The organism is Mycobacterium adipatum, assembly GCF_001644575.1.
Taxonomy (GTDB): domain Bacteria; phylum Actinomycetota; class Actinomycetes; order Mycobacteriales; family Mycobacteriaceae; genus Mycobacterium; species Mycobacterium adipatum.
Genome location: NZ_CP015596.1, coordinates 1468335 through 1491744, shown reverse-complemented (window position 1 = coordinate 1491744; position 23410 = coordinate 1468335). Strand labels below are relative to the sequence as shown.

Below are 23410 nucleotides of genomic sequence, written 5' to 3'. Positions count from 1 at the left end.
TCCTTTCGGCATCGCCCGCGGTCCTGTGGTGCAGGTCACGTGGCGGTCGTCGCCAGTTTTGGGCACCGGGACACCCGATGGGGACGTCGCGCGGGCCAACGTCGGCCCGCGCGGGCCACGTCGGCGGCCGTCCGGGCCCCTGGGTGTTTCAGCCGATCGGGACCGTGAACGACGCGCTCAGCCCGCCCTCCTCGCGAGTGCGGAACGCCAGGGTCCCACCGAGAGCTTCGATGATCTGCGCCACGATCCACAGCCCCAGTCCGGCGGTGCCCCGCCGGTCGGACAGGCTGACGAACTTGCCGGTCAGCTCCCCGATGGCATGCTCGGGCACGCCCGGACCGCGGTCGTGAACCGCGCAGTGCAGTTGGTCGCCTTCGCGTTCGCACACGACGTCGATGGGGCGGTCGCGGCCGTGCCGGGAGGCGTTCTCCAACAAGTTCGTCAGTACCCGGCGGAGGCCCTGGGCGTCGATCTGGACGCCGGAGACGTCGCCTCCGACGGTGACCCGCAGTCGGGGCGGCCGTAGCCCGACGGCGTCACCGGCCTCGGCGATCAGGTCGGCGACGTCCACCCGACGCACCCGCCCGGTGGAGAAGGCGGGCCGCCGCGACAGGTTGACGTCGGAGAGCGCGTCGAGCATGTCGGCCAGGTGGCGGGTGTGCCGCCGGACGAGCTGGCTCGCCGGGCCGTCGCCGAAGGCCGGGTCGGACGCCACCAGCGCGCGCACCCGGGACCGGTGCTCGTGTTCCAGCAACCGGGACAACCCTCCGCTCATCAGGGCCGTGAATACGACGTAGAGCGCACCCCACAGCCCCAACAGCCACGGCGCCAACACCGTGTGGCCCGCACCGACGCTTAGCACCACGGCCAGGTAGCCGACGCCCACCGCGGCGGAGAGCAGCAGGCACTCCCGTAGCGGCAACCGGGCCGCCGAGCCGATCACCACCAGCGCCAGCACCGAGGACACCGGGCTCGCCGCCCCGCCGGTCAAGGCGATCAGCGCCAGCGTGAACGCCACATCCACGGTGGACACCAACCAGGCGAAGCGGGTCCGACGCACTTCGTACCGGGGCAGGGCCAGCAATACCGAGGCGTAGAGCAGCGCGGCCGCCAGCACCGCCGCAGTGGTTGCGGCGTGCGCGCTCATCCAGTCCGGACCGACCGCCACCAGCACCGCGACCGACACCACCACCGCGACCCGGACCGCGACGACGACCCGGGCCAGACCATAGCCGTCCAGCGCGGTATCCGCCGGCACCCTGTTCATCCGCCCGACCCTAGACATTTGGCGGCGGCCCCGGTGCCGAGATCACTATCATCCGGCGAGTGAACCGCAGGCGCGTCCGCACGCCGTACGTCGTCGTGATCGTCGACGACCACGAGTTGTTCGCCGAGGGTCTGGAACTGCTGCTGACCCGCGACTGGGGCGAGAAGTTCGTGATCGGCGGGCGCACCACCTTTGTCGAGGAGGCGGCCGAGTTGGTGGCCTCCTGCAATGCCGATCTGGCGATCGTGGATCTGTCCATGCCGCCGCTTGGTGGCGTGGCGGCCATCCGGCACATCAAATCGCGTCATCCCGGCACCCGCATCCTGGCGTTGTCCGGGACCGAGGATCAGCAGCTGGCCGAGGAGGCGTTGCGCGCCGGCGCGGACGGGTTCCTGTCCAAGACGGTGCGCCCGGATGCGCTGGCAGAGCCGCTGGCCACGATCGCGGCCGGGCTGCGGGTCGTCGACCCGGGCCTGCTGGACACGCTGCTGTCCAGCACCCGCAAGCCGGCCGCAGCGATCCTGGATTCCCTGACCCCGGCCGATCTGACGCTGTGGACGCTGCTGTCGACCGGCATGGAGACCGCGGAGATCGCCAACCGGATGCTGGTGTCCGAACGCACCGCCAAACGGATGGTGGCATCGCTGCTGAACAAGCTCGGTGTCAGCAATCGGATTGCCGCCGCGGCACTGGCCGGTCGCAGCGGCATCCTCGACGACTGACGCCGTCAGCTGATCGACAACGCCTGCGCCGGGCACATGGCGGCGGCGCGCACCACGGCGTCGCGTTCCCGCTCCGGGGGATCCGCATCGAGCACCACGACATGGTCGGCGCCGTCGGGGAGATCGAACACCTGCGGTGCGGCCATCAGGCACTGGCCATGACCCTCGCACAGCGTGACATCGACTTCGATTCTCATGATTGCTCCTGCTCTGTCAGCCCCGAGTATCGGGGCCGGATCGAGCAGGGAACCGGGCTGCGCGCGCCAAACCTGGCCTGTGCGGGCCAGCTTGCACTCAGCTGACCGAGGCCAGCGCGAACGGCAGCACGTCGACCGCACCGGATGCCCGTAGGACCTGCGTCGCCATCGTCAGCGTCCACCCGGTGTCGGTCATATCGTCGACCACCAACACGATCTCGCCGTCGACGACCGCAGGCGCCTCCCATGCTGCATTCAGCGCAGCTACCCGGTAGGCCGAGTTGGCCGCCGCGACCGGCCGGTGTTCGGGCGAATAGTTAAGCACACCAAGGTTTTTGAGGCGACCGACCTCGGAGAGGCGGGCCGCCAGGGAGCGGATCAACACCGGGTGACCGACGGAGTCCAGCGCGAGTACCGCGGTGGGCCGTTGCACCCAGTCCCACGCCTTGAGCACCGCGATGGCGGCGGCCACCAGCTCGTCGGGCACCTCGGCGTCGGGGCCGTCCAGCACGGCACGCAACCGAGCGCCCCAACCCAGATCGGTCAGCCGGCCGATGACCCGGCCCGGTGCGGGCCCGCCGGTGATCCGTCCCGACAGCTCGATGCCGAGTTTGCCGAGCCCGGTGGGCCACTGCTTACGCGGCGCGATCTCCACCCCGGGGCGCATCAACCGTTCCCGGGTGGCCTCGGCGGCGGCGTCGTCCACCTCGCCGCGGTAGCGGGCGCCGGTGCAGTTGTCACAGCGCCCGCAGGGTTGCGGGCCGAGCTCTGGATCATCGAGTTGCTTGCGCAGGAACGACATCCGACATTCCGACGTGCTCTGGTAGTCGAGCATCGCCTGTTGTTCGCGTTTGCGTGCCTCGTCCAGATGGCGGTAGCGGGGCTCGTCGTATTCCCAGGGCTGCCCGGTACCGATCCAGCCACCCTTCACCCGGCGCACCCCACCGTCCACGTCGAGCACCTTCAGCACCATCTCCAGCCGCGACCGGTTGAGGTCCACCAGCGGTTCCAGCGCGGCGGTGGACAGTGCCCGGTCGGGCTCCAACGCATCTATCACGTTGCGCACCATGGCTTCCGAGGGGAACGCCACCGATGCGAAGTACCGCCACACGTCGGCGTCCTCCCGGCCGGGCAGCAGGATCACCTCCGCGCTGGCCGTGGAACGCCCCGCGCGGCCGACCTGCTGGTAGTACACGATGGGCGAGGACGGCGCCCCCAGGTGCACCACGAATCCGAGGTCGGGCTTGTCGAATCCCATCCCCAGCGCCGAGGTGGCTATCAGGGCCTTGACCCGGTTTCCGATCAGATCTTCTTCCAGCTGCTCGCGTTCGGCGGCCTCCGTGGACCCGGTGTAGGCGGCGACGGCATGTCCCTGATCGCGCAGCAGGGTCGCGATATCGTGGGCCTGGGCAACGGTCAGCGTGTACACGATTCCAGAGCCGGGCAGCGAATCGATATGTGCGGCAAGCCATGCTGCGCGCTTGGCCGGACCGCCCGCCTGAACCACCGACAGCCGCAACGACTCGCGGTCCAGCCCGCCACGCAGCACCAGCGTGTCACCACCGCCGACACCCAACTGCGCCGCCACGTCGGCGACCACCCGGTCGTTGGCGGTTGCGGTGGTGGCCAGCACCGGAATATCGGCGCCGAGTTCGGCGATGAGGGTGCGGATGCGTCGGTAGTCGGGGCGGAAGTCGTGACCCCAGTCCGAGACGCAGTGCGCCTCGTCGACCACCACCAGGCCCGCGTCGGCGGCCAGTGCAGGCAGCACGGCGTCCCGGAAGTCGGGGTTGTTCAGCCGCTCGGGACTGACCAGCAGGACATCGAGCTCGCCGGCGTTGATCCGTTGCTGCACAGAGTCCCACTCGGTGACATTGCTGGAGTTGATGGTTGCCGCGTGCACCCCGGCCCGATCGGCGGCCTGAACCTGGTTGCGCATCAATGCGAGCAGCGGGGACACGATGACGGTCGGCCCGCGGCCCGCGGCGCGCAGCAGCTTGGCCGCGATGAAGTACACCGCGGACTTGCCCCAGCCGGTGCGTTGCACCACCAGCGCACGCTTGCGGTGCACCACCAGCGCCTCGATGGCAGTCCACTGGTCGTCGCGAAGCCGCGCCGCCGGACCGGCCAGTTGTTCGAGAATCGCCTGCGCCTCGGTGCGTGTTGCGTTCCCGGGCGGGCGCAGCGACGGGGAAGTGTCCATGGTCCCATCGTGCCGGTCGGGACCGACGACCCCGCTCAGCGGACCCTGGCGATGACGCGAAGTTCCACGCCGCGCGCCACCGCGAGGTGCACCGGGTGGCGCGCCGCACCCCGCCGCAGGTCGACCGGTCCGTGCGGCGAATCCCATCCCCACCCGTCGAATGCCCGTCGGGCGTCCTCGACGGTCGGCACCGATGTGGTGGCGATACCCGCGAGCAGATGCATGCCGGAGTATGTCGTCTCGGCCATCGTCCCCGGCTGCGGGGCTACCGACACCCCGGCCGGGCCGGTCCCGTTGAACAGGTCGAACGACCGGGCAAAACCGGTGCTGAACTCCGCGGCCGACGCCGAGGCGAGGCCGGCGAACCAGCCGGCCGAGATGAACAGGTTCCTGGTCGACGCACTGCCGCTGGCCAGCATGACGGTCTCGTCGGTGAACGGGCTGAAACGCGTCACCGTGGCATCCAGGCCGGCGTCGGCGAATGCCCTGTTGAACCGAACGGCGTCCGAGCCCACCAGCAGTGTGATGACGCCATCCGGATCGGCGGCTTCGATATCGACCAGGATGTCCTCCCAGCCCACCGGACCGTCGAAGCCCAGCGGCACGAACCGCTCCCCCAGGATGGCGATGTCAGAACCCTCCAGTCCGGCGCGGGTGGCCATCGCCGAGCCACGTGGCCACACGTAGTCGTTGCCGACGATGAACCACCGGCGCAACCGCAGCTCGGTGCGTAGCCAGCGCAGCGAGGCGATGATCTGGTCACCGGGAACCTCCCCGCTGCAGAGCACACCGTCGCTGGTCTCACCACCCTCGTATGCGGCGGCGTACACGTAGGGGATGCGACCCTCGACGACCTTGGCGATCGCCTGGCGGGCATTGGACAGGTGCCACCCGGTGACGGCGTCGACGGCGCCGGCGGTCACCAGGTCCCCGATCGTGGTGGCCACCGCGGCCGGATCGCCGCCGGCATCGACGTGCACGAACTGCACCCGGCGACCGGCGACCCCACCTGCCGCGTCGATCTCGGCGGCGGCCAACTCGGCGGCCGCGCGACACTCCAGCCCGAAGATCCCCGCCGGTCCCTGCCGAGGGAGCGCCAGCGCCACCCGGAATTCCGAGGGGTCCTGGCGGCGGTGTTCCGCGGCTACGCCGGCATCTGTCATGCTGTGGATTCCCGAGCGAGAAGGCAAGCCATGGACGACCTCGTCGAGGTGCTCACGCTGCTCCGTCGCGCCGCCATCGTGACCGCCGGAATCGACGCCGCGCTGGCCGGCACCGAGCTCACCGTGGACCGCTGGCGGGCGCTGCATTTCGTGCATCACAATCCGGGGTGTTCCATGTCGGACATCGTCGAGGCCCTCGCGGTGCCGTCCACCTCGGCCACCAGGATCATCGACGGGCTCGTCGACCTCGGCGCCGTCTACCGCGCCATGTCGCAGCAGGACCGCCGCCGAACCGTTCTGCGATCGTCGTCGCATGGCGCCGAGCTCCTCCGAACCGCGGAATCCGCAATCACCCCAATGGTTTTCCTTCAGGACGGCGACCCCACACCAATCTAGGACGTGCGTGTTGCACCATTGTAAATCTCGTCGGTCACGTTCGGCGCCAGATGTGACAACCGGGTGAACACAACCGGCCACCGCAATTTTGCCTGTGGTTCGCCCTTGACGTCCCCCCACGCGGGTGTAGGTTCGAGATTATTCCCAAATGGGAATATCTTGGACCACACGCGGAGGACCCGTGCCACGCTACCGCTACCGCTGCCCGACCGACGGTGCATTCGACCTCACCTTCACGATCGGCAGCGCGCCCACCTCGGTTGACTGTCAAACATGCTGCGGCACAAGCAAACGGGTGTACTCACTGGGCGGAATGCTCACATCTGACCAGGTTGGCACGCGCATCCTCGACCTGCATGAACAGTCCCGCTCCGCACCCTCGGTGGTCCGACGAACGTCAAGCGCGGCAGAAACATCGGCCCGCCGATACGCGGACCCACGGCACCGGATGCTGCCCGCGCCGTGAAAACCACTGCATCAACAACGATTCGAGGAGTCCTCCCATGCCTGATGTGATCTTTCCCGTCGACCAGAGCAAGCCGTTCCGGGAGCAGCAACTGGTCGGCCACAACCGGTGGCATCCCGATATCCCAGCCGTGGCCACGGTGAAGTCCGGCGACAGCTTCCGTGTGGAGTCCAAGGAATGGTTCGACGGCACCATCGTCAACTCCGACGATGCCAACGATATCCGCGACTGCGACCTGTCCATGGTGCACCAGCTTTCGGGGCCGTTCGCGGTCGAGGGCGCCCAGCCCGGTGACCTGCTGGTCGTCGACATCCTCGACGTCGGGCCGGTGCCACAGCAAAGCGGTCCCGTGGCCGGGCAGGGGTGGGGTTACACCGGGATCTTCGCCAAGGACAACGGCGGTGGTTTCCTCACCGATTGGTTCCCCGCCGCCTACAAGGCGATCTGGGATTTCACCGGCCAGAAGGCCACCAGTAGGCATGTGCCGGGGGTGGAGTTCACCGGGCTCATCCACCCTGGCCTGATGGGCACCGCGCCCAGTGCGGACCTGTTGGCAAAATGGAATCACCGCGAAGCCCAGCTCATCGCCACCGATCCCGACCGGGTACCGCCGCTCGCGCTGCCGCCGCTGCCGTCCAATGCGGTGCTGGGCAGCCTCACCGGAGCCGACTACGAGCGTGCCGCGGCCGAGGCGGCCCGCACGGCCCCGCCGCGGGAGAACGGTGGCAACCAGGACATCAAGAACCTCTCCAAGGGCAGCCGGATCTTCTACCCGGTGTTCGTGGACGGCGCCAATCTGTCGCTGGGCGACCTGCACTTCTCTCAAGGCGACGGCGAGATCACCTTCTGTGGCGCCATCGAGATGGGCGGCTATATCGATCTGCGCGTGGAGATCATCAAGGGCGGGATGGAGACCTACGGTGTCACCACCAATCCGATCTTCATGCCGGGGATCGTGGAACCGCGTTACTCGGAGTTCCTCACCTTCGTCGGGTTCTCGGTAGACCGCAACGGCACTCAGCACTACCTCGACACCACGCTGGCGTACCAGAATGCCTGCCTCAACGCCATCGAGTACCTGTCGAAATTCGGCTGGACCAAGGAGCAGGCCTACCTGATCCTGGGTGCCGCGCCGGTGGAGGGCAGGATGTCCGGCGTCGTCGATGTCCCCAATTCATGTGCGACGCTGTATATTCCGACCGCCATCTTCGATATCGATGTGCGCCCGTCCAGCACGCCCCCGCAGCGGATCGACCGCGGGCAGTGCGCGGTGAGCAACTGATGCCGGCACCGCAGGACGCCGAATACTTCGCACTCGGCGACTTCACCCTGCAGAGCGGCTTCACGCTGCGTGATGCCCGGCTGGCCTACCAGACCTACGGGACGCTCAACGCCGACAAGTCCAACGTGATCGTCTACCCGACCTGGTATTCCGGCTGGCACACCGACAACGAGTGGCTCATCGGCCCGGGGCGTGTCCTCGATCCCGCCTCGATGTTCATCATCGTCCCGAACATGTTGGGCAATGGTCTGTCGTCCTCCCCGTCGAACACCCCGGCCCCCTATGACGGCCCGCGCTTTCCGGCGGTCACGTTCTATGACCAGGTCGAAGCGCAATACCGGTTGGTCACCGAGAAATTCGGCATCACGTCGATCGCGCTGGTCACCGGGTGGTCGATGGGCGCGGGGCAGACCTACCAGTGGGCGGTGAGCCATCCCGAGATGGTGGCGCGGGCCGCACCGTTCTGCGGATCCAGCATCACCGCACCGCACAACAAGGTGTTCCTGGAGTCCCTGGTGGCCGCGCTGACCGCCGACGCGGCCTTCGCCGGGGGCGATTACGACCCGGATCGGCCACCGGTCAAGGGATTACGGGCATTCGCCCGGGTGTACTCGGGCTGGGGCTACTCGCAGGCCTTCTACTGGGAGGAGACGTGGCGCACGCTGGGTTACACGTCGCTCGACGATTTCCTCTACGGATTCTGGGAGGCGTTCTTCCGCGACGGCCGCGACCCGAACAACCTGATCGCGATGATCGGCACGTGGCACAGCGGAAATGTCGGGAACACGCCGGGTTTCGATGGTGGCGTGCAGAAGGCGCTGGCCTCGATCAAGTGCCCGCTGCTGGCCATGCCCGCCGAGAAGGATCTGTACTTCCCACCCGAAGACGAGCAGTGGGCCAGTCAGTTCATACCCGACGGTGAGGTCAGGGTCATCCCCGGAATCTGGGGGCATTTCGCCGGCGGTGGCGCCAACGATGTGGACACCGACTTCATCGACGCCGGGTTGCGCGAGCTGATGAGTAAGCCGGGATACGCGCCGCCGGAGTAGCCAGACCTGCGGCTACTCCGGGCGACGAGTCAGGCGTTCTGGGCTTCCTGTTCGCGTTTGATTTCCAGGGCGATGTCGATGAGTTGGTCTTCTTGGCCGCCGATGAGTTTGCGTTGCCCGGCGCGGTGCAGCAGCTGATGCGCGGGCACCCCGTAGCGCTCGGACTGGCGGATGGCGTGCTTGAGGAAGCTCGAATACACCCCCGAGTAGCCCATGATCAACGCATTACGATCCAACAGGCACTCCGCCGGCATCGCCGGCGCGACGACCTCCTCGGCGGCATCGGCGATCTCGAAGAAATCGATCCCGGTCTTCACACCGATCTTGTCGAACACCCCGATCATCGCCTCCACCGGCGCGTTACCCGCACCGGCACCGAACCGCCGACACGACCCGTCGATCTGCTTGGCACCCGCGCGCACCGCCTCGATGCTGTTGGCCACCCCCAGCCCGAGATTCTCGTGCCCGTGAAACCCGACCTGGGCGTCATCGCCGAGCTCAGCGACCAATGCCGCCACCCGATCAGCGACCTGATCGAGCACCAACGCCCCCGCCGAATCCACCACATACACACATTGGCACCCCGCGTCGGCCATGATCCGGGCCTGAGCAGCCAGCTTCTCCGGGGAGATGGTGTGGCTCATCATCAAAAAGCCGACCGTCTCCAGGCCGAGTTCACGGGCCAACCCGAAATGCTGGATGGAGACATCGGCCTCGGTGCAGTGCGTGGCGATGCGGCAGATCTCCCCACCGTTGTTCTGCGCCTCCTTGATGTCCTCCTTGGTGCCCACACCCGGCAACATCAAAAACGCGATCTTGGCGTCCTTCGCGGTCTCGGCCGCGAGCTTGATCAGTTCCTGCTCAGGGGTTTTGGAGAACCCGTAGTTGAACGACGAGCCGCCCAACCCGTCGCCGTGGGTGACCTCGATGACCGGCACCCCCGCGGTATCCAGGGCCGCGACGATCGAGCGCACCTCATCGGCGGTGAACTGGTGACGCTTGTGATGCGACCCATCACGCAGCGACGTATCGGTCATCCGGACATCCCAGACCGGGTTGAAGAAAATCTCTCCGGTACCACTCATGCCTGCGCTCCTGCCGAAACTCGTTCCTTGGCGATCTCCTCGCCGACCTTGGTCGCCGCCGCGGTCATGATGTCCAGATTCCCGGCATAGGGCGGCAGATAATCCCCGGCCCCCTCGACCTCGACGAACGTGGTGACCACGTGCTGGCCACCGTTGACCACCGACGGCTCGTCGAACTGCGGCTCATTGAGCAACCGGTATCCGGGCACATAGCTCTGCACCTCGGCGACGACCTCCTTGATCGAGGCGGTGATCGCATCATGATCGGCATCCTCGGGGATCGCGCAGAAAATGGTGTCCCGCATGATCATCGGCGGATCCGCCGGGTTCAAGATGATGATCGCCTTACCACGCGCCGCCCCACCGATATCACGCACACCGGCGCTGGTGGTCTTGGTGAACTCATCGATATTGGCCCGCGTCCCCGGACCGGCCGACGCGCTCGACACCGACGCCACGATCTCGGCATACGGCACATCGACCACGCGGCTGACGGCGTACACCATCGGGATCGTCGCCTGCCCACCACAGGTCACCATGTTCACATTCGGCGCATCCAGATGCGCCCGCAGATTCGCCGGCGGAATCACCCCCGGCCCTACCGCCGCCGGAGTCAGATCGATCGCGGTGATCCCCGCCTCTTCATACCGCGGCGCCGCATCACGATGCACATACGCGCTGGTCGCCTCGAACACCACATCGGGCTTCTCGGACTGGCCCAACAACCAATCCACCCCCTCATGGGAGGTCTCCAACCCCAACGTGCGGGCCCGCGCCAAACCCTCCGACGCCGGGTCGATCCCGATCATCCAGCGTGGTTCCAACCAGTCCGACCGCAACAACTTGTACAACAGGTCGGTGCTGATATTGCCCGACCCCACAATCGCAACCGACAACTTCTCAGCCATACGTGGCTCCTATTCGAAAGAAAGACGAACCGAACCTAGCCCGTCGAAATCCGCTACGAAATCGTCACCGGGACGAGCATCTATCGCACGCATACATGCCCCCGGCAACACAATGTCCCCGGCACGCAGCCGCACCCCGAATTGATCCACCTTGCGCGCCAACCACGCCACCGACGTCACCGGATTCCCCAGCACCGCATCGCTGCGACCCTCGGCCACCACCTCACCGTTGCGCTTCAAAACGGCGTCGATGGCTTTGATATCGATGTCCTTGGGCGACACCCGCTCCGGACCCAACACCCACCCCGCGGAGGACGCATTGTCGGCGATCGTGTCGCACAACTTGATCTTCCAGTCCGTGATCCGGGTATCGATCAACTCGATCGACGGCGCATACGCCGCCGTCGCCGCCAGCACATCATCCTCGGTACACCCCGCGCCGGGCAGATCATCGGCCAGGATGAACCCCACCTCGACCTCCACCCGCGGATACAGGAACCGGCCCGCCGCAACCGGTTTGTCCTCGAAAACCTCCATGTCGGCCAGCAGATGGCCGTAATCGGGCTCATCCACCCCCATCATCTTCTGCATCGCCTCCGACGACAGACCCACCTTGTGCCCGATCACCCGCGCACCCTCGGCCACCCGCTGCCGGATGTTGATCAACTGGATTTCGTAGGCATCCACCACATCGATATCGGGATACCGATCCGTCAACGGAGTGGTCGGCACCCGACTGCGCTCCGCCTCGGCCAAGTCGGCAGCAAGCTCGTCGCGGACCTCGACACTGAGCATGTTGGTGAATTCCCCTCGTAATCTCATCAGGCCCTCGACCGGCACAGTTGCGGGCCTGTTGTCGAAAGGCACTGCAATTCTATAACGTGTTCTACATGACTGGACAGGAGTACGACGTCGTCGTGGTCGGCAGCGGCGCTGCCGGCATGGTCGCCGCCCTCACCGCTGCTCACCAGGGCCTCTCGACAGTAGTCGTTGAGAAGGCCCCGCACTATGGCGGTTCCACTGCGCGGTCAGGTGGCGGCGTGTGGATCCCGAACAACGAAGTCCTCAAGCGGGACGGCGTCAAGGACACCGCCGAGGAGGCGCGCAAGTATCTGCACGCGATCATCGGTGACGTGGTGCCCGCGGAGAAGATCGACACGTATCTGGACCGCGGTCCGGAGATGTTGTCGTTCGTGCTCAAGCACTCGCCGCTGAAGCTGTGCTGGGTTCCGGGTTACTCCGACTACTACCCGGAGACCCCCGGCGGCAAGGCCACCGGCCGCTCGGTGGAACCCAAACCGTTCAACGCCAAGAAGCTCGGCGCCGATGAGGCGGGCCTGGAGCCGCCGTACGGCAAGGTGCCGATGAACATGGTGGTGTTGCAGCAGGATTACGTGCGGCTCAACCAACTCAAACGCCATCCGCGTGGCGTGCTGCGCAGCATCAAGGTCGGGGTGCGCTCGGTGTGGGCCAACGCGACGGGCAAGAACCTGGTCGGTATGGGCCGGGCGCTGATCGCTCCGCTGCGCATCGGGTTGCAGCGGGCCGGCGTTCCGGTCCTGCTCAACACCGCGCTGACCGATCTGTACCTCGAAGACGGCGTCGTGCGCGGGATCTATGTGCGCAACACCCAGGATCCCGAAAGTGCCGAGCCCACCCTGATCCGGGCCCGCAAGGGCGTGATCCTGGGCTCGGGCGGGTTCGAACACAACGAGCAGATGCGGGTGAAGTACCAACGCGCCCCGATCACCACCGAGTGGACGGTGGGTGCCGCCGCCAACACCGGTGACGGCATCCTGGCCGCCGAAAAGCTGGGTGCCGCGTTGGAACTCATGGAGGACTCGTGGTGGGGCCCGACGGTTCCGCTGGTCGACGCGCCGTGGTTCGCTCTGTCGGAACGCAATTCGCCCGGGTCGATCATCGTCAACATGTCCGCCAAGCGGTTCATGAACGAGTCGATGCCCTACGTCGAGGCCTGCCACCACATGTACGGCGGCCGGTACGGGCAGGGCGAGGGTCCCGGCGAGAACGTGCCGGCGTGGCTGATCTTCGACCAGCAATACCGCGACCGGTACATCTTCGCGGGACTTCAGCCGGGACAACGCATTCCGAAGAAGTGGCTGGAGTCCGGCGTCGTCGTCAAGGCGGACACGCTGGCCGAACTTGCCGAGAAGACCGGCCTGGCGGCCGATGCGCTGGCCGCCACCGTCGAACGGTTCAACGGTTTCGCCCGCTCCGGGGTCGACGAGGACTTCCACCGCGGCGACAGCGCCTATGACCGCTACTACGGCGACCCCACCGTCAAGCCCAACCCGAACCTGGGCGAGATCAAGCACGGGCCGTTCTACGCCGCGAAGATGGTGCCCGGCGATCTCGGCACCAAGGGCGGTATCCGCACCGACAACGACGGGCGCGCCCTGCGTGACGACAACTCCGTGATCGAGGGGCTGTACGCCGCCGGTAATGTCAGCTCGCCGGTGATGGGCCACACCTACCCCGGTCCGGGCGGCACCATCGGTCCGGCCATGACCTTCGGATACCTGGCCGCGCTCGCCGTTGCCGGAAAGGGCTGATATGCCGATCGATGCCGCCTTGGCGCTCGCCGCCGATCTTGACCCCATCGAGTTCTCGTGGACCAGCAGCGACATCCAGCTGTACCACCTCGGTCTCGGGGCCGGTGCCGATCCGATGGATGAGCGCGAGCTGCGGTACCTGACGGACAACACCCCGCAGGTGCTGCCGACCTTCGGCAATGTGGCGGCCAGCTTCCACATGACCGAGGCGCCGACGGTGCAGTTCCCCGGTATCGACATCGAGCTGTCCAAGGTGCTGCACGCCAGCGAGGCCGTGACCGTGCCGGGTCCCATCCCGACCAGCGGCACGGCCTGGTCCAAGCAGCGCTTCACCGAGATCTGGGACAAGGGCAAGGCCGCCGTCATCGTCAGCGAATCCACCGTGACCGATGCGTCCGGCAAGGTGCTGTGGACGACGAAACGTTCCATCTTCGCCCGCGGCGAGGGCGGCTTCGGCGGCGAACGCGGACCGTCCACCTCGGTGGAACTGCCCGACCGCGCACCCGATGCCGAGATCGCCATTCCGACGCTGCCGCAGCAGGCGCTGCTGTACCGGCTGTGCGGGGACCGCAACCCGCTGCACTCGGATCCCGGCTTCGCGAAGGCCGCCGGATTCGACCGGCCGATCCTGCACGGCCTGTGCACCTACGGCATCGGCGCCAAGGCCATCGTGGACCACTTCCTTGACGCCGACGTGAGCGCTGTCGGCAGCTACGGCGCCCGGTTCGCCGGCACCGTCATCCCCGGCGAGACATTGCAGGCCAACATCTGGCGCCAGGACGGCAAGTACATCGGGACGCTCACCGCCCCCAGCAGGGACAACACCGTGGTGCTGTCCGGGGTCGAACTCACACCTGCTTAGCCAGGTCCTCGCCGCCGGAGGTCGGCCGCGACGGACCATGCGGTGCGACGGGCGCCGGCCCCGCGGTGGAACCACCGGCCGCCCCGTGCTCGCGTGAATCCAGCACCGCCTGACGCCGGTCCTGCTGCTCATCGCGGGCATCCTGGGCGGCCTGACGCTCGTCCTGCTGTGCTTCGCGCTGGTCTTGCTGTTCGTCGCGCGCGTTCTGCTCGTTCTCGCGCTGTTCGGGTGTCGGTGCACCGGGCATCCCCGGTGGTGGACCACCAGGACCCCCACCCGGCCCCTGACCCTGCTGCGCGGCCTGGGTGCCCTGCTGCACGGCGCCCTGCGCCGCCTGCATGGCCTGCTGGATCAACTGACCGAAGCCGCCACCCTGGCCACCGCCGAGGCTGCTCGCCGCCTGCTGCGGCATCTGTGCGAGCTGCCCCAGCTGACCGGTGAGCTGGCCGAGCATGTCACCGGACTGACCCACCGACTGGCCGGCGGATTCGTCGCCGACGTTGTAAGCGGCCTGCGCCGCACCGACCTTGCCGGAGAACGTGTTCTCCTTGGCCGCAAGCGAAGTCACGTTGGCGGTCATCATCGCCTCCAGCGTGGGCAGCACGGCTGAAATCGTCATGCTCATCGCATCCGCGCCGGGCGGGATCACCGGCATCGGCGGGAGTTCGACCGTCGCGGCCTCCCAGCTGATGTTCTCGGGTTTCTCGAAACTTGTCACCGCGCCGTCACCAGTCCTCGTCGACATCGTCTTCGGCCAGGTCGTATTCCAGGGCCGCGGGTAACGCCAAGCCGGATGTCGTCCCCCCGCTGGTCCCGCGCTGCCCCATCATCGGCCCCATGCCACCACCCATGCCGCCACCGGCGGCCACCGGCGCCATGCCTCCGACGGCACCGCCACCGGCATTGGCGCCCGGGGCCGGCGCCACCGACACGGGCCCGGTGTTTCCGACCAGGCTCGCCATCAGCGGTGACTGGGCCGACCCGCCGCCACCCCCGGGCAGACCGGCCGCCCGGACCATGCCCGCCCCGGCGCCGGCTCCACTGCCACCGGCCAGCGGGTGGTTCGAAAACGCGGAGAAGGGCGACACCGCGCCGAGACCCGAACCCCCGGCGCCCTGGCCGAACATCGAGGTGAGCTGCTGCAGTGGTTGCCCGACGCTCTGCATCAGCTGCTGCGGAGCCTGGGTGACCTGGCCCATCGCCTGACCGAGCATTTGCGGGATCTGACCGACCAAACCGGCCAGCTGGCCCATCATCTGCATGGCCTGCCCCGGATCCTGGCCCGCCATACCGGCGGCCTGCTGGGGCCCCACCGCCGGCGCGCCCGGGCTGGGTGTGCTGGCCGGCGCACCGATGGCGTTGGCCATGGTGCCGGCGTTGGCGGTGACGGTGGCGGTGTTCTGCGACAGGCCGAGCATGATCCGGCTCTGCACCAGCGCCTGGGTGTTGCTGACCGGCATCGACTGGATCGCCATGCACTCGGCCTGGGTTTCCTGCGCGACGATGTTCGCCATCGTCTTGGTCTGGATGACCGTGGCCTCCATCGTGCGCAGCTTGGCCGCGATGGCCGCCGCCTGCGCGGCATTGGACTCGTGGCTGCCGATGATGGAGCTGGCCTCACCGGCCGCCGCCGCCGAACCCGTGCCCAGCCAGTCACCGGTCATCTTCATCAGCTGGGCCTGCTGCTGCGGCACCACCGTGCCACTGATCTTGGCCGCCAATGCCTCGTACTGTGCCGCCGCCGCGGCCAGCGCGTTCTCGTCGACGTTCGGCCAACCCGGGCCGGTGACCGTCTGCCCCCCGTATGGGCTCACGTCAGGCTGGATCCCCATGGGCTCGAGATTACCGTGCCCCCCACCTGGGTCGGCACACTAATTACCCGAGGATCAGACCCGAGGTCGGCACACCCGTACCCGCTGTGACCAGCACATGTTCGACATTGTCGACCTGGTTGACCGAGGTTCCGCGCAACTGGCGCACGCCCTCGGCGATGCCGTTCATGCCGTGGATATAGGCCTCACCGAGCTGACCGCCGTGCGTGTTGATGGGTAACTTCCCACCGAGTTCGATGGCGCCGCCGGCGATGAAATCCTTGGCCTCGCCCTTGCCGCAGAAGCCGAGTTCCTCCAGCTGGATCAGCGTATAGGGGGTGAAGTGGTCATACAGGATCGCGGTTTGGATATCGGCCGGCGACAGTCCGCTCTGCTCCCAGAGCTGGCGGCCGACCAGGCCCATCTCGGGCAGGCCGAGTTCCTCGCGGTAGTAGGAGTACATGGTGAACTGGTCGGTGCCGGCGCCCTGGGCGGCGGCCTCGATGATCGCCGGCCGATGCCGCAGGTCGCGGGCCCGCTCCGGGGTGGTGACCACGATCGCCACCCCGCCGTCGGTTTCCTGGCAGCAATCCAGCAGCCGTAGCGGTTCGGCGATCCACCGCGAGTTCTGGTGATCCTCGATGGTGATCGGCTTGCCGTAGAAGTGTGCCTTCGGATTGTTGGCGGCATGTTTGCGGTCGGCGACCGAGACGGCGCCGAAATCCGCACTGGTGGCCCCGTATTCGTGCATGTAGCGCTGGGCGATCATCGCCACCGAGGCGGCCGGGGTGCTCAGGCCGTGCGGGTAGGACCAGCTGTACTCGACACCGCGGGAGTCGGCATTGATGGTCAGACCGCTCATCACCTGACCGAAACGGAATTCCGAGCGCTCGTTGAAGGCACGGTAGGCGACGACCACCTCGGCCACGCCCGTCGCGACCGCCAGGGCGGCCTGCTGGACGGTCGCCGCCGCAGCGCCGCCGCCGTACCCGATCTGGCTGAAGAACTTCAGATCCCCGATCCCGGTGGACCGCGCCACCGCGGTCTCCAGGTTGGAATCCATTGTGAAGGTCACCAGGCCGTCGACATCGGCGGGGGTCAGGCCCGCATCGTCGAGCGCGTCGAGCACCGCCTCGGCGGCCAGCCGCAGCTCGCTGCGGCCGGAGTTCTTGGAGAAGTCGGTGGCGCCGATGCCGGCGATCGCTGCTTTTCCGGATAACCCGGCCTTGCCGGAGAGCGTCACTTGTCCCCCAAAGTCAGAGTGGACGTGGCGATGACGTGGTTGCCAAGGCTGTTGGCGCCCACCACCTTCAACGTCACGAGATCGCCGTCGATATCGGTGACCTCACCGGTGAAGGTGATGGTGTCGTAGGCGTACCACGGCACCCCGAGGCGAAGCTTGATCGACTTGACCCTCGCCTTCGGCCCGGCCCAGTCGGTGACGTAGCGCCCCACCAGACCGGTGTCGGTCAGGATGTTGACGAAGATGTCCTTGGAACCCTTGGCCTGCGCCTTGTCCCGGTCGTGGTGCACGTCCTGGTAGTCGCGGGTCGCGATGGCAGTCGACACGATGAACGTGGGATCGCCGTAAATCTGCAGTTCGGGCAGCTTGGTGCCCACACTCACGCTCACGCGGTCACCTCCCATGCGTACAGGCTCCAGGCCGGGCTGACATCACTGTCCGGAAAGTCGAGATACGTTGCGCGTACCGGCAATCCGATCTTCACGTCGCTCGCGTCGATACCGCGCAGCTCACCGAGCATGCGGACACCCTCTTCGAGTTCGACGAGCGCGATCACGAACGGCAGCGTGCGCCCGGGCACCTTCGGCGCATGGTGCACGACATAGCTGAAGACGGTGCCCTTGCCGGAGGCCACGACGTAGTCGGCGGGTGCATCCTTGTCGGCCCAGACCGCGGGCACCGGCGGGTGCTGCAGCGTCCCGTCGGGGCGGCGCTGGATGCGCAACTCATGGGCGTTGATGCCGTCCCAGAAGAACTTGGTGTCGCGCGAGGACGACGGCCGCATCAGCTTGTCCGGGTCGAGATCCTCCGGGATCACCGCCGCGTCGGTTGCGGCTTGATTGGCCGCGGGCAGGAACTTCATGATGCGCCAGTCCATTTCGGCGACCTCTTCATCGCCTACGTGCCAGCGGATCTTCTGGTTGATGAAGTAGCCCTCACCCAGCGCGGTCTGCTTGGGCCCGACGATGCCCTCAATCTCGGCGCTCATCACCACCAACTCACCGGGCTTCAGGTAGCGGTGATAGGTCTGGTCGCAGTTGGTGGCGACCACGCCCACGTACCCGGCGTCATCGAAGATCTTCATGGCCCGGGCCAGTGGATCGTCATCGGAGCGGGTGCGCCCCAGGCCCATCATGGTCCAGACCTGGATCATCGCGGGCGGAGCCACGATGCCGTCGTGCCCGGCAGCCTTGGCGGCCTCCTCGTCGACGTAGATCGGGTTGGTGTCACCGATCGCATCGGTCCAGTGGTGAATCATCGGCTGGTTCACCGGGTCCCGGGCAATGGTGGGCTCGCCACGTCCGGCGGCGACGATCTCGTCGATACCGCTGCGCAGATCGCCCGTCACCGCGGCACCCTCGGCACCTTGAGACCGGACGCGGCGATCATCTCGCGCATCACCTCGTTGACGCCACCGCCGAAGGTGATGACCAGGTTGCGCTTGGTCATCTTGTCCAGCCAGTCCAGTAGCCGGCCGGTCTCCGGGTCGGCGGGGTTGCCGTAGCGGCCCACGACCTCCTCGGCGAGCCTGCCGACCTCCTGGATCCGTTCGGTGGAGAAGACCTTGGTGGCCGCCGCGTCCGCGACGGCGATCGTCTCGCCGGAGGCGGCGACCTGCCAGTTCAACAGTTCGTTGACCCGCCAGATCGACTTGATCTGGCCCAGCAGCCGGCGCGCACCCTCCTGCTCGAGCGGTGTGACACCGTCCGAGCCCGGTTTGGAGGCCCATTCGTAGACCTCGTCGTAGATGCCGGCGATCCGCCCGGCCGGACCCAGGCCGACCCGCTCGTGATTGAGCTGCGTGGTGATCAGCTTCCAACCGCCGTGCTCCTCGCCGACCAGCATGTCGGCGGGCACCCGAACATCGTTGTAGTAGGAGGCGTTGGTGTGGTGGGCGCCGTCGGAGAGGATGATCGGCGTCCAGGAATAACCGGGATCCGAGGTGTCGACGATCAGGATCGAAATGCCTTTGTGCTTGGCGGCTTCCGGGTCGGTGCGACAGGCCAGCCAGATGTAGTCGGCGTCGTGCGCACCGGTGGTCCACATCTTCTGCCCGTTGACGATGTATTCGTCACCATGACGCACCGCGGTGGTGCGCAACGCGGCGAGGTCGGTGCCGGCCTCGGGCTCGGAGTAGCCGATCGCGAAATGCACTTCACCGGCAAGGATTCCGGGCAGGAACTTCTTCTTCTGCGCCTCGGTGCCGTGTACCTGCAGGGTGGGCCCGACGGTCTGCAGGGTCACCATCGGCAGCGGGACGTCGGCCCGGTTCGCCTCGTTGACGAAGATCTGCTGTTCGATGGGCCCGAAGCCTAGACCGCCGTACTCCTTGGGCCAGCCGACGCCCAACTTGCCGTCCGAACCCATCCGCTTGATCACCGCGCGGTAGGCCTCGTTGTGCCGGTCGGACTCCATCGCCGCGGCCTCTTCGGGCGTGATCAGAGTCGAGAAGTACTCGCGCAGTTCGGCTTGCAGTGACCGCTGCTCCGAGGTCAGTTCGATGAACATCTAGCTATTCTCCCGTCGCTTCGCTCGCCGCATTACGCCCCCACCAGATCCAGCCGGTATGACGGACCGCCCAGCAACCGGGTCAGATCCTTGATCGAGGAGAAGTAGCGGTCCATCGGGTAGGTGATGTCCATACCCATGCCGCCGTGCAGGTGATGGCACAACCGCATCGCCGGCGGCGCCTGCGATGTCAGCCAGTATCCGAGCAACGCCAGATCGTCGTCGGTATTCAGCCCTTCGACCAGTCGCCACACCACCGACGTGGACACCAATGAGATGGTGCGCGAGGCGATGTAGATCTCCGAGAGCTGAGCGGCGACGGTCTGGAACGTCGACAGCGGCCGGCCGAACTGCTCGCGGGTGGCCACGTAGTCGGCGGTGAGCCGCAACGCGCCGGCGACCAGTCCGGCGGCGAAGGCGCCGGTGGCGGCCAGTGCCAGCTGGTTGACCCGGGTGATGCTCGCGTCGTCGAGGACGCCGTCGACCTCGGCGTCTTCGAACACCACCACGTACTCGTCGGTGCCGTTGGAGGCAGGTGTCTTCGTCAGCGTCACCCCGGGCGCGGACGGTGCTATCACCGCGACCCCACCGGCGGCGGTGACCACCAGCCACTGCGCCGTTCCGGCATAGGGCACACCGATTTTGGTGCCGGTGAGCTTGCCGTCGGCCAGCGTGACCGCAGGGCGGTCGGGCAGCGACGTGCCCGGCTCGTTGAGCGCTGCCGACAGCACCGCGCCGGTGGCGACACCGGACAGATAGCGGTCTTGCTGCGCCTCGGAGGCGAGATCCAGCAACGGCACCAGTCCGAAACCGAGGGTGGCCAGCGCCGGCCCGACGGTGCCGTGCCGGCCGATCTCGGTCAGCGCGGTCGCGATCTCGGCCAGTCCGAGCCCGTCACCACCGAGGCGCTCCGGCACCGCGAGTGCGGCGACTCCACCGGCCACCAGTGCATCCCAGCTGTTGTCCCGTTCCAGCACGGAGGTCACCACATCGGCGACGGCCTGCTGCTCCGGGTTCGGCGAGAAGTCCACCCGTTCTGCTCCTTAGGATCTAGTTCGCCGAAGCGCCGGTGTAGTCGACCTGCCAATGCTTGATGCCGTTGAGCCAGCCGGACTTCAGCCGCTCGGGTTCGCCGATCGGCTTGATATCGGGCATCACGTCGGCGATCGCGTTGAAGATCAGGTTGATCGTCATCCGTGCCAGGTTGGCACCGATACAGTAATGGGCGCCGGTGCCGCCGAATCCGACGTGCGGGTTCGGGTCGCGCAGGATGTTGAACGCGTGCGGATTGTCGAACGCCTCGTCGTCGAAGTTCGCCGAGCGGTAGGACATCACCACCCGGTCCCCCTTCTTGATCTGCACACCGTTGAGCTCAGTGTCTTCCAGCGCCGTGCGCTGGAAGGCCGAAACCGGTGTGGCCCAACGGATGATCTCGTCGGCGGCGGTACCCGGACGTTCCTTCTTGTACAGCTCCCACTGCTCGGGATTCTGGGCGAAGGCGATCATGCCGTGCGTGATCGAGTTGCGGGTGGTTTCGTTGCCCGCCACCGCGAGCATCACCACGAAGAAGCCGAACTCGTCATCGGAGAGCTTCTCACCGTCGATGTCGGCCTCGATGAGCTTGGTGACGATGTCCTCGGTCGGGTTCTTGGCCCGCTCCTCGGCCATCTTCATGGCGTAGGTGATCAGTTCGAACGAGGACATCGCCGGATCCACGTCGGCGTACTCCGGATCCTCGCCGGCGGTCATCTCATTGGACCACCGGAAGAGCTTGTCGCGATCGTCCTGTGGCACGCCGAGCAGTTCGGCGATGGCCTGCAGCGGCAGCTCGCACGAGACCTGCTCGACGAAGTCACCGGTGCCGTCCGCGGCGGCGGTCTCGGCGATCTTGCGGGCCCGGGCGCGCAGTTCGTCTTCCAGACGCCCGACCGCGCGCGGGGTGAAGCCCCGCGAGATGATCTTGCGCAGCCGGGTGTGCTGCGGGGCGTCCATGTTGAGCAGCACAGCCTTCTGCAGGTCGATCGCATCGCGCGTCATCTCCTGCGGCCAGACCGGGATGGCACCGTCCGGGGAGCTGCCGAAGACGTCGTTGCGCTTGGACACCTCCTTGACATCGGCATGCTTGGTGACGATCCAGTACCCCTTGTCACCGAATCCGCCGGTTCCACCGGGTACGTCCACCCAGTGCACCGGTTCGGCGTTGCGGATCGCGGCCAGCTCTTCGACGGGCAGCCGTTCGAGGTTCAGGCTCGCGTCGAGCGGATCGAAGCCTTCGGGCAGGTTCAGGCTGGGCATGCGAACTCTCCTTGCACGTGTCGGGGCACAGGTTGGGCGACATCAACAATTCCTTCTAGTGCCACTTGTGAACCATTGAAACATGCCTCCACCGCAGATAAAAGGCGTGGGCGCATCGCCGCTTGTCAGAGTAATGAAACGTGTTCTAGCCTGACGTCATGGGTAATCCTGTCATCGTCGAAGCCACCCGTAGCCCCATCGGCAAGCGGAACGGATGGCTGTCCGGGCTGCACGCCACCGAGCTTCTGGGAGCCGTGCAGAAGGCCGTCGTCGAGAAAGCCGGTATCGATCCCGGTGAGGTCGAACAGCTCATCGGCGGCTGCGTCACCCAGTACGGCGAGCAGTCCAACAACATCACCCGGGTGGGCTGGCTGACCGCGGGCCTGCCCGAGCATGTCGGTGCCACCACCGTCGATTGCCAGTGCGGCAGCGCGCAGCAGGCCAACCACCTGATCGCCGGCCTGATCGCCACCGGGGCCATCGATATCGGCATCGCCTGCGGTATCGAGGCGATGAGCCGGGTGGGGCTGGGCGCCAACGCCGGACCGGACCGCAGCATCATCCGCGCCTCGTCGTGGGACATCGACATGCCCAACCAGTTCGACGCCGCCGAGCGGATCGCCAAGCGCCGTGGGATCACTCGCGCCGATCTCGATGCGCTCGGTGTGGCCTCGCAGGCCAAGGCCAAGCGGGCCTGGGCCGAGGGGCGCTTCGATCGCGAGATCTCCCCCATCTCGGCGCCGGTGCTCGACGAGAACAAGCGCCCGACCGATGAGTGGGCTCTCGTCACCCGGGACCAGGGCCTGCGGGATACCACCGCCGAGTCCCTTGCCTCGTTGAAGCCGGTGATCGAGGGCGGCTTGCACACCGCGGGCACCTCCTCGCAGATCTCCGACGGCGCGGCGGCGGTGCTGTGGATGGACGAAGACGTCGCCAAGGCTCACGGCCTGAAGCCGCGGGCGCGGATCGTCGCGCAGGCCAATGTGGGCGCCGAGACGTACTACCACCTCGACGGACCGGTCCAGTCGACGGCGAAGGTGCTGGAGAAGGCCGGGATGAAGATGGGTGATATCGACCTGGTCGAGATCAACGAGGCGTTCGCCTCGGTCGTGCTGTCCTGGGCACAGGTGCATGGCGCCGATATGGACAAGGTGAACGTCAACGGTGGCGCCATCGCGCTCGGCCATCCCGTGGGTTCCACGGGCGCCCGGCTGATCACCACCGCCCTGCACGAACTGGAGCGCACCGGGCAGAGCACCGCGCTGATCACCATGTGCGCCGGTGGCGCGTTATCCACCGGCACCATCATCGAGCGGATCTGAGATGCCGGGCACCCGTACCAGCGTGGTGAAATCCACCGGCACCATCATCGAGCGGATC

General features: G+C 67.0%; 22 protein-coding genes. 7 read left to right on the top strand and 15 right to left on the bottom strand.

What is annotated here, in order from left to right:
- Positions 1 to 148: 148 nt before the first annotated feature.
- Positions 149 to 1267 carry a sensor histidine kinase gene (locus tag A7U43_RS07000; RefSeq protein ID WP_156525860.1) on the bottom strand — a complete coding sequence of 373 codons (1119 nt, stop codon included), beginning with the start codon at positions 1265 to 1267 and terminating at the stop codon, positions 149 to 151.
- A 95-nt stretch (positions 1268 to 1362) separates the two neighbouring features.
- Between A7U43_RS07000 and A7U43_RS06995 the strand changes: the two genes are divergently transcribed.
- Positions 1363 to 1989, top strand: a complete 627-nt coding sequence (locus A7U43_RS06995; protein WP_068002083.1) for a response regulator transcription factor — start codon at positions 1363 to 1365, stop codon at positions 1987 to 1989.
- Positions 1990 to 1994: 5 nt separating this feature from the next.
- Here the strand turns inward: A7U43_RS06995 and A7U43_RS06990 are convergent, their stop codons facing one another.
- From A7U43_RS06990 to A7U43_RS06980, 3 genes are all read right to left on the bottom strand, one after another.
- Complete coding sequence (locus tag A7U43_RS06990; RefSeq protein WP_067992729.1) at positions 1995 to 2186, bottom strand: ferredoxin; 192 nt, start codon at positions 2184 to 2186, stop codon at positions 1995 to 1997.
- Positions 2187 to 2283: 97 nt separating this feature from the next.
- Positions 2284 to 4389 carry a RecQ family ATP-dependent DNA helicase gene (locus A7U43_RS06985; RefSeq protein WP_067992726.1) on the bottom strand — a complete coding sequence of 702 codons (2106 nt, stop codon included), beginning with the start codon at positions 4387 to 4389 and terminating at the stop codon, positions 2284 to 2286.
- A 35-nt stretch (positions 4390 to 4424) separates the two neighbouring features.
- The gene (locus A7U43_RS06980) at positions 4425 to 5552 is read right to left on the bottom strand and encodes a substrate-binding domain-containing protein (protein ID WP_067992723.1); all 1128 of its coding nucleotides are present in this window, start codon (positions 5550 to 5552) and stop codon (positions 4425 to 4427) included.
- 30 nt (positions 5553 to 5582) lie between these two features.
- On the opposite strand from A7U43_RS06980, the gene A7U43_RS06975 reads away from it, so the two are divergent.
- The 3 genes from A7U43_RS06975 (at position 5583) to A7U43_RS06965 (ending at position 8745) form a co-directional block, all read left to right on the top strand.
- Positions 5583 to 5948: a MarR family winged helix-turn-helix transcriptional regulator gene (locus tag A7U43_RS06975; protein WP_067992720.1), complete on the top strand. Its 366-nt coding sequence runs from the start codon at positions 5583 to 5585 to the stop codon at positions 5946 to 5948.
- Positions 5949 to 6451: 503 nt separating this feature from the next.
- Positions 6452 to 7696, top strand: a complete 1245-nt coding sequence (gene fmdA / locus A7U43_RS06970) for a formamidase (protein ID WP_067992717.1) — start codon at positions 6452 to 6454, stop codon at positions 7694 to 7696.
- The gene (locus tag A7U43_RS06965; RefSeq protein WP_068002080.1) at positions 7696 to 8745 is read left to right on the top strand and encodes an alpha/beta fold hydrolase; all 1050 of its coding nucleotides are present in this window, start codon (positions 7696 to 7698) and stop codon (positions 8743 to 8745) included. Before fmdA ends, A7U43_RS06965 begins: the two co-directional genes overlap by 1 nt.
- 29 nt (positions 8746 to 8774) lie before the next feature.
- Here the strand turns inward: A7U43_RS06965 and dmpG are convergent, their stop codons facing one another.
- From dmpG to A7U43_RS06950, 3 genes are read right to left on the bottom strand one after another with little or no spacing between them, the layout of a single operon-like run.
- A complete protein-coding gene (gene dmpG, locus A7U43_RS06960; RefSeq protein ID WP_067992714.1) occupies positions 8775 to 9830 on the bottom strand; it encodes a 4-hydroxy-2-oxovalerate aldolase in 1056 nt (351 codons plus the stop codon).
- Positions 9827 to 10738, bottom strand: a complete 912-nt coding sequence (locus A7U43_RS06955; protein WP_067992710.1) for an acetaldehyde dehydrogenase (acetylating) — start codon at positions 10736 to 10738, stop codon at positions 9827 to 9829. The genes dmpG and A7U43_RS06955 overlap by 4 nt, the downstream gene beginning before the upstream one ends.
- 9 nt (positions 10739 to 10747) lie before the next feature.
- A complete protein-coding gene (locus A7U43_RS06950) occupies positions 10748 to 11533 on the bottom strand; it encodes a 2-keto-4-pentenoate hydratase (RefSeq protein WP_068002077.1) in 786 nt (261 codons plus the stop codon).
- Between the two features lie 95 nt (positions 11534 to 11628).
- Between A7U43_RS06950 and kstD the strand changes: the two genes are divergently transcribed.
- Together kstD and A7U43_RS06940 are read left to right on the top strand one after the other, a co-directional pair.
- Positions 11629 to 13311: a 3-oxosteroid 1-dehydrogenase gene (gene kstD / locus A7U43_RS06945; RefSeq protein ID WP_068002075.1), complete on the top strand. Its 1683-nt coding sequence runs from the start codon at positions 11629 to 11631 to the stop codon at positions 13309 to 13311.
- 1 nt (position 13312) lies between these two features.
- Positions 13313 to 14173 (top strand): MaoC family dehydratase, encoded by an 861-nt coding sequence (locus A7U43_RS06940; RefSeq protein WP_067992707.1) that lies wholly within the window; start codon positions 13313 to 13315, stop codon positions 14171 to 14173.
- Here A7U43_RS06940 and A7U43_RS06935 read toward each other — a convergent pair.
- From A7U43_RS06935 to A7U43_RS06900, 8 genes are read right to left on the bottom strand one after another with little or no spacing between them, the layout of a single operon-like run.
- Complete coding sequence (locus A7U43_RS06935) at positions 14160 to 14891, bottom strand: hypothetical protein (RefSeq protein WP_156525859.1); 732 nt, start codon at positions 14889 to 14891, stop codon at positions 14160 to 14162. The two genes, A7U43_RS06940 and A7U43_RS06935, sit on opposite strands and share 14 nt — an antisense overlap.
- Positions 14892 to 14898: 7 nt before the next feature.
- A complete protein-coding gene (locus A7U43_RS06930; RefSeq protein WP_067992701.1) occupies positions 14899 to 16005 on the bottom strand; it encodes a hypothetical protein in 1107 nt (368 codons plus the stop codon).
- Positions 16006 to 16048: 43 nt separating this feature from the next.
- Complete coding sequence (locus tag A7U43_RS06925; protein ID WP_067992697.1) at positions 16049 to 17227, bottom strand: lipid-transfer protein; 1179 nt, start codon at positions 17225 to 17227, stop codon at positions 16049 to 16051.
- Positions 17224 to 17610, bottom strand: coding sequence for a MaoC family dehydratase (locus A7U43_RS06920; protein ID WP_411289581.1), 387 nt, complete (start codon positions 17608 to 17610; stop codon positions 17224 to 17226). The genes A7U43_RS06925 and A7U43_RS06920 overlap by 4 nt, the downstream gene beginning before the upstream one ends.
- A 2-nt stretch (positions 17611 to 17612) precedes the next feature.
- Positions 17613 to 18575 carry a bifunctional MaoC family dehydratase N-terminal/OB-fold nucleic acid binding domain-containing protein gene (locus A7U43_RS06915; RefSeq protein ID WP_067992691.1) on the bottom strand — a complete coding sequence of 321 codons (963 nt, stop codon included), beginning with the start codon at positions 18573 to 18575 and terminating at the stop codon, positions 17613 to 17615.
- A complete protein-coding gene (fadE29, locus tag A7U43_RS06910; RefSeq protein ID WP_067992688.1) occupies positions 18572 to 19735 on the bottom strand; it encodes an acyl-CoA dehydrogenase FadE29 in 1164 nt (387 codons plus the stop codon). The genes A7U43_RS06915 and fadE29 overlap by 4 nt, the downstream gene beginning before the upstream one ends.
- A 32-nt stretch (positions 19736 to 19767) precedes the next feature.
- Positions 19768 to 20766 (bottom strand): acyl-CoA dehydrogenase family protein, encoded by a 999-nt coding sequence (locus tag A7U43_RS06905; RefSeq protein ID WP_067992685.1) that lies wholly within the window; start codon positions 20764 to 20766, stop codon positions 19768 to 19770.
- Positions 20767 to 20785: 19 nt separating this feature from the next.
- Positions 20786 to 22030, bottom strand: coding sequence for a cytochrome P450 (locus A7U43_RS06900; protein WP_067992682.1), 1245 nt, complete (start codon positions 22028 to 22030; stop codon positions 20786 to 20788).
- 158 nt (positions 22031 to 22188) lie between these two features.
- Between A7U43_RS06900 and A7U43_RS06895 the strand changes: the two genes are divergently transcribed.
- Complete coding sequence (locus A7U43_RS06895) at positions 22189 to 23352, top strand: steroid 3-ketoacyl-CoA thiolase (RefSeq protein WP_067992679.1); 1164 nt, start codon at positions 22189 to 22191, stop codon at positions 23350 to 23352.
- Positions 23353 to 23410 lie beyond the last annotated feature (58 nt).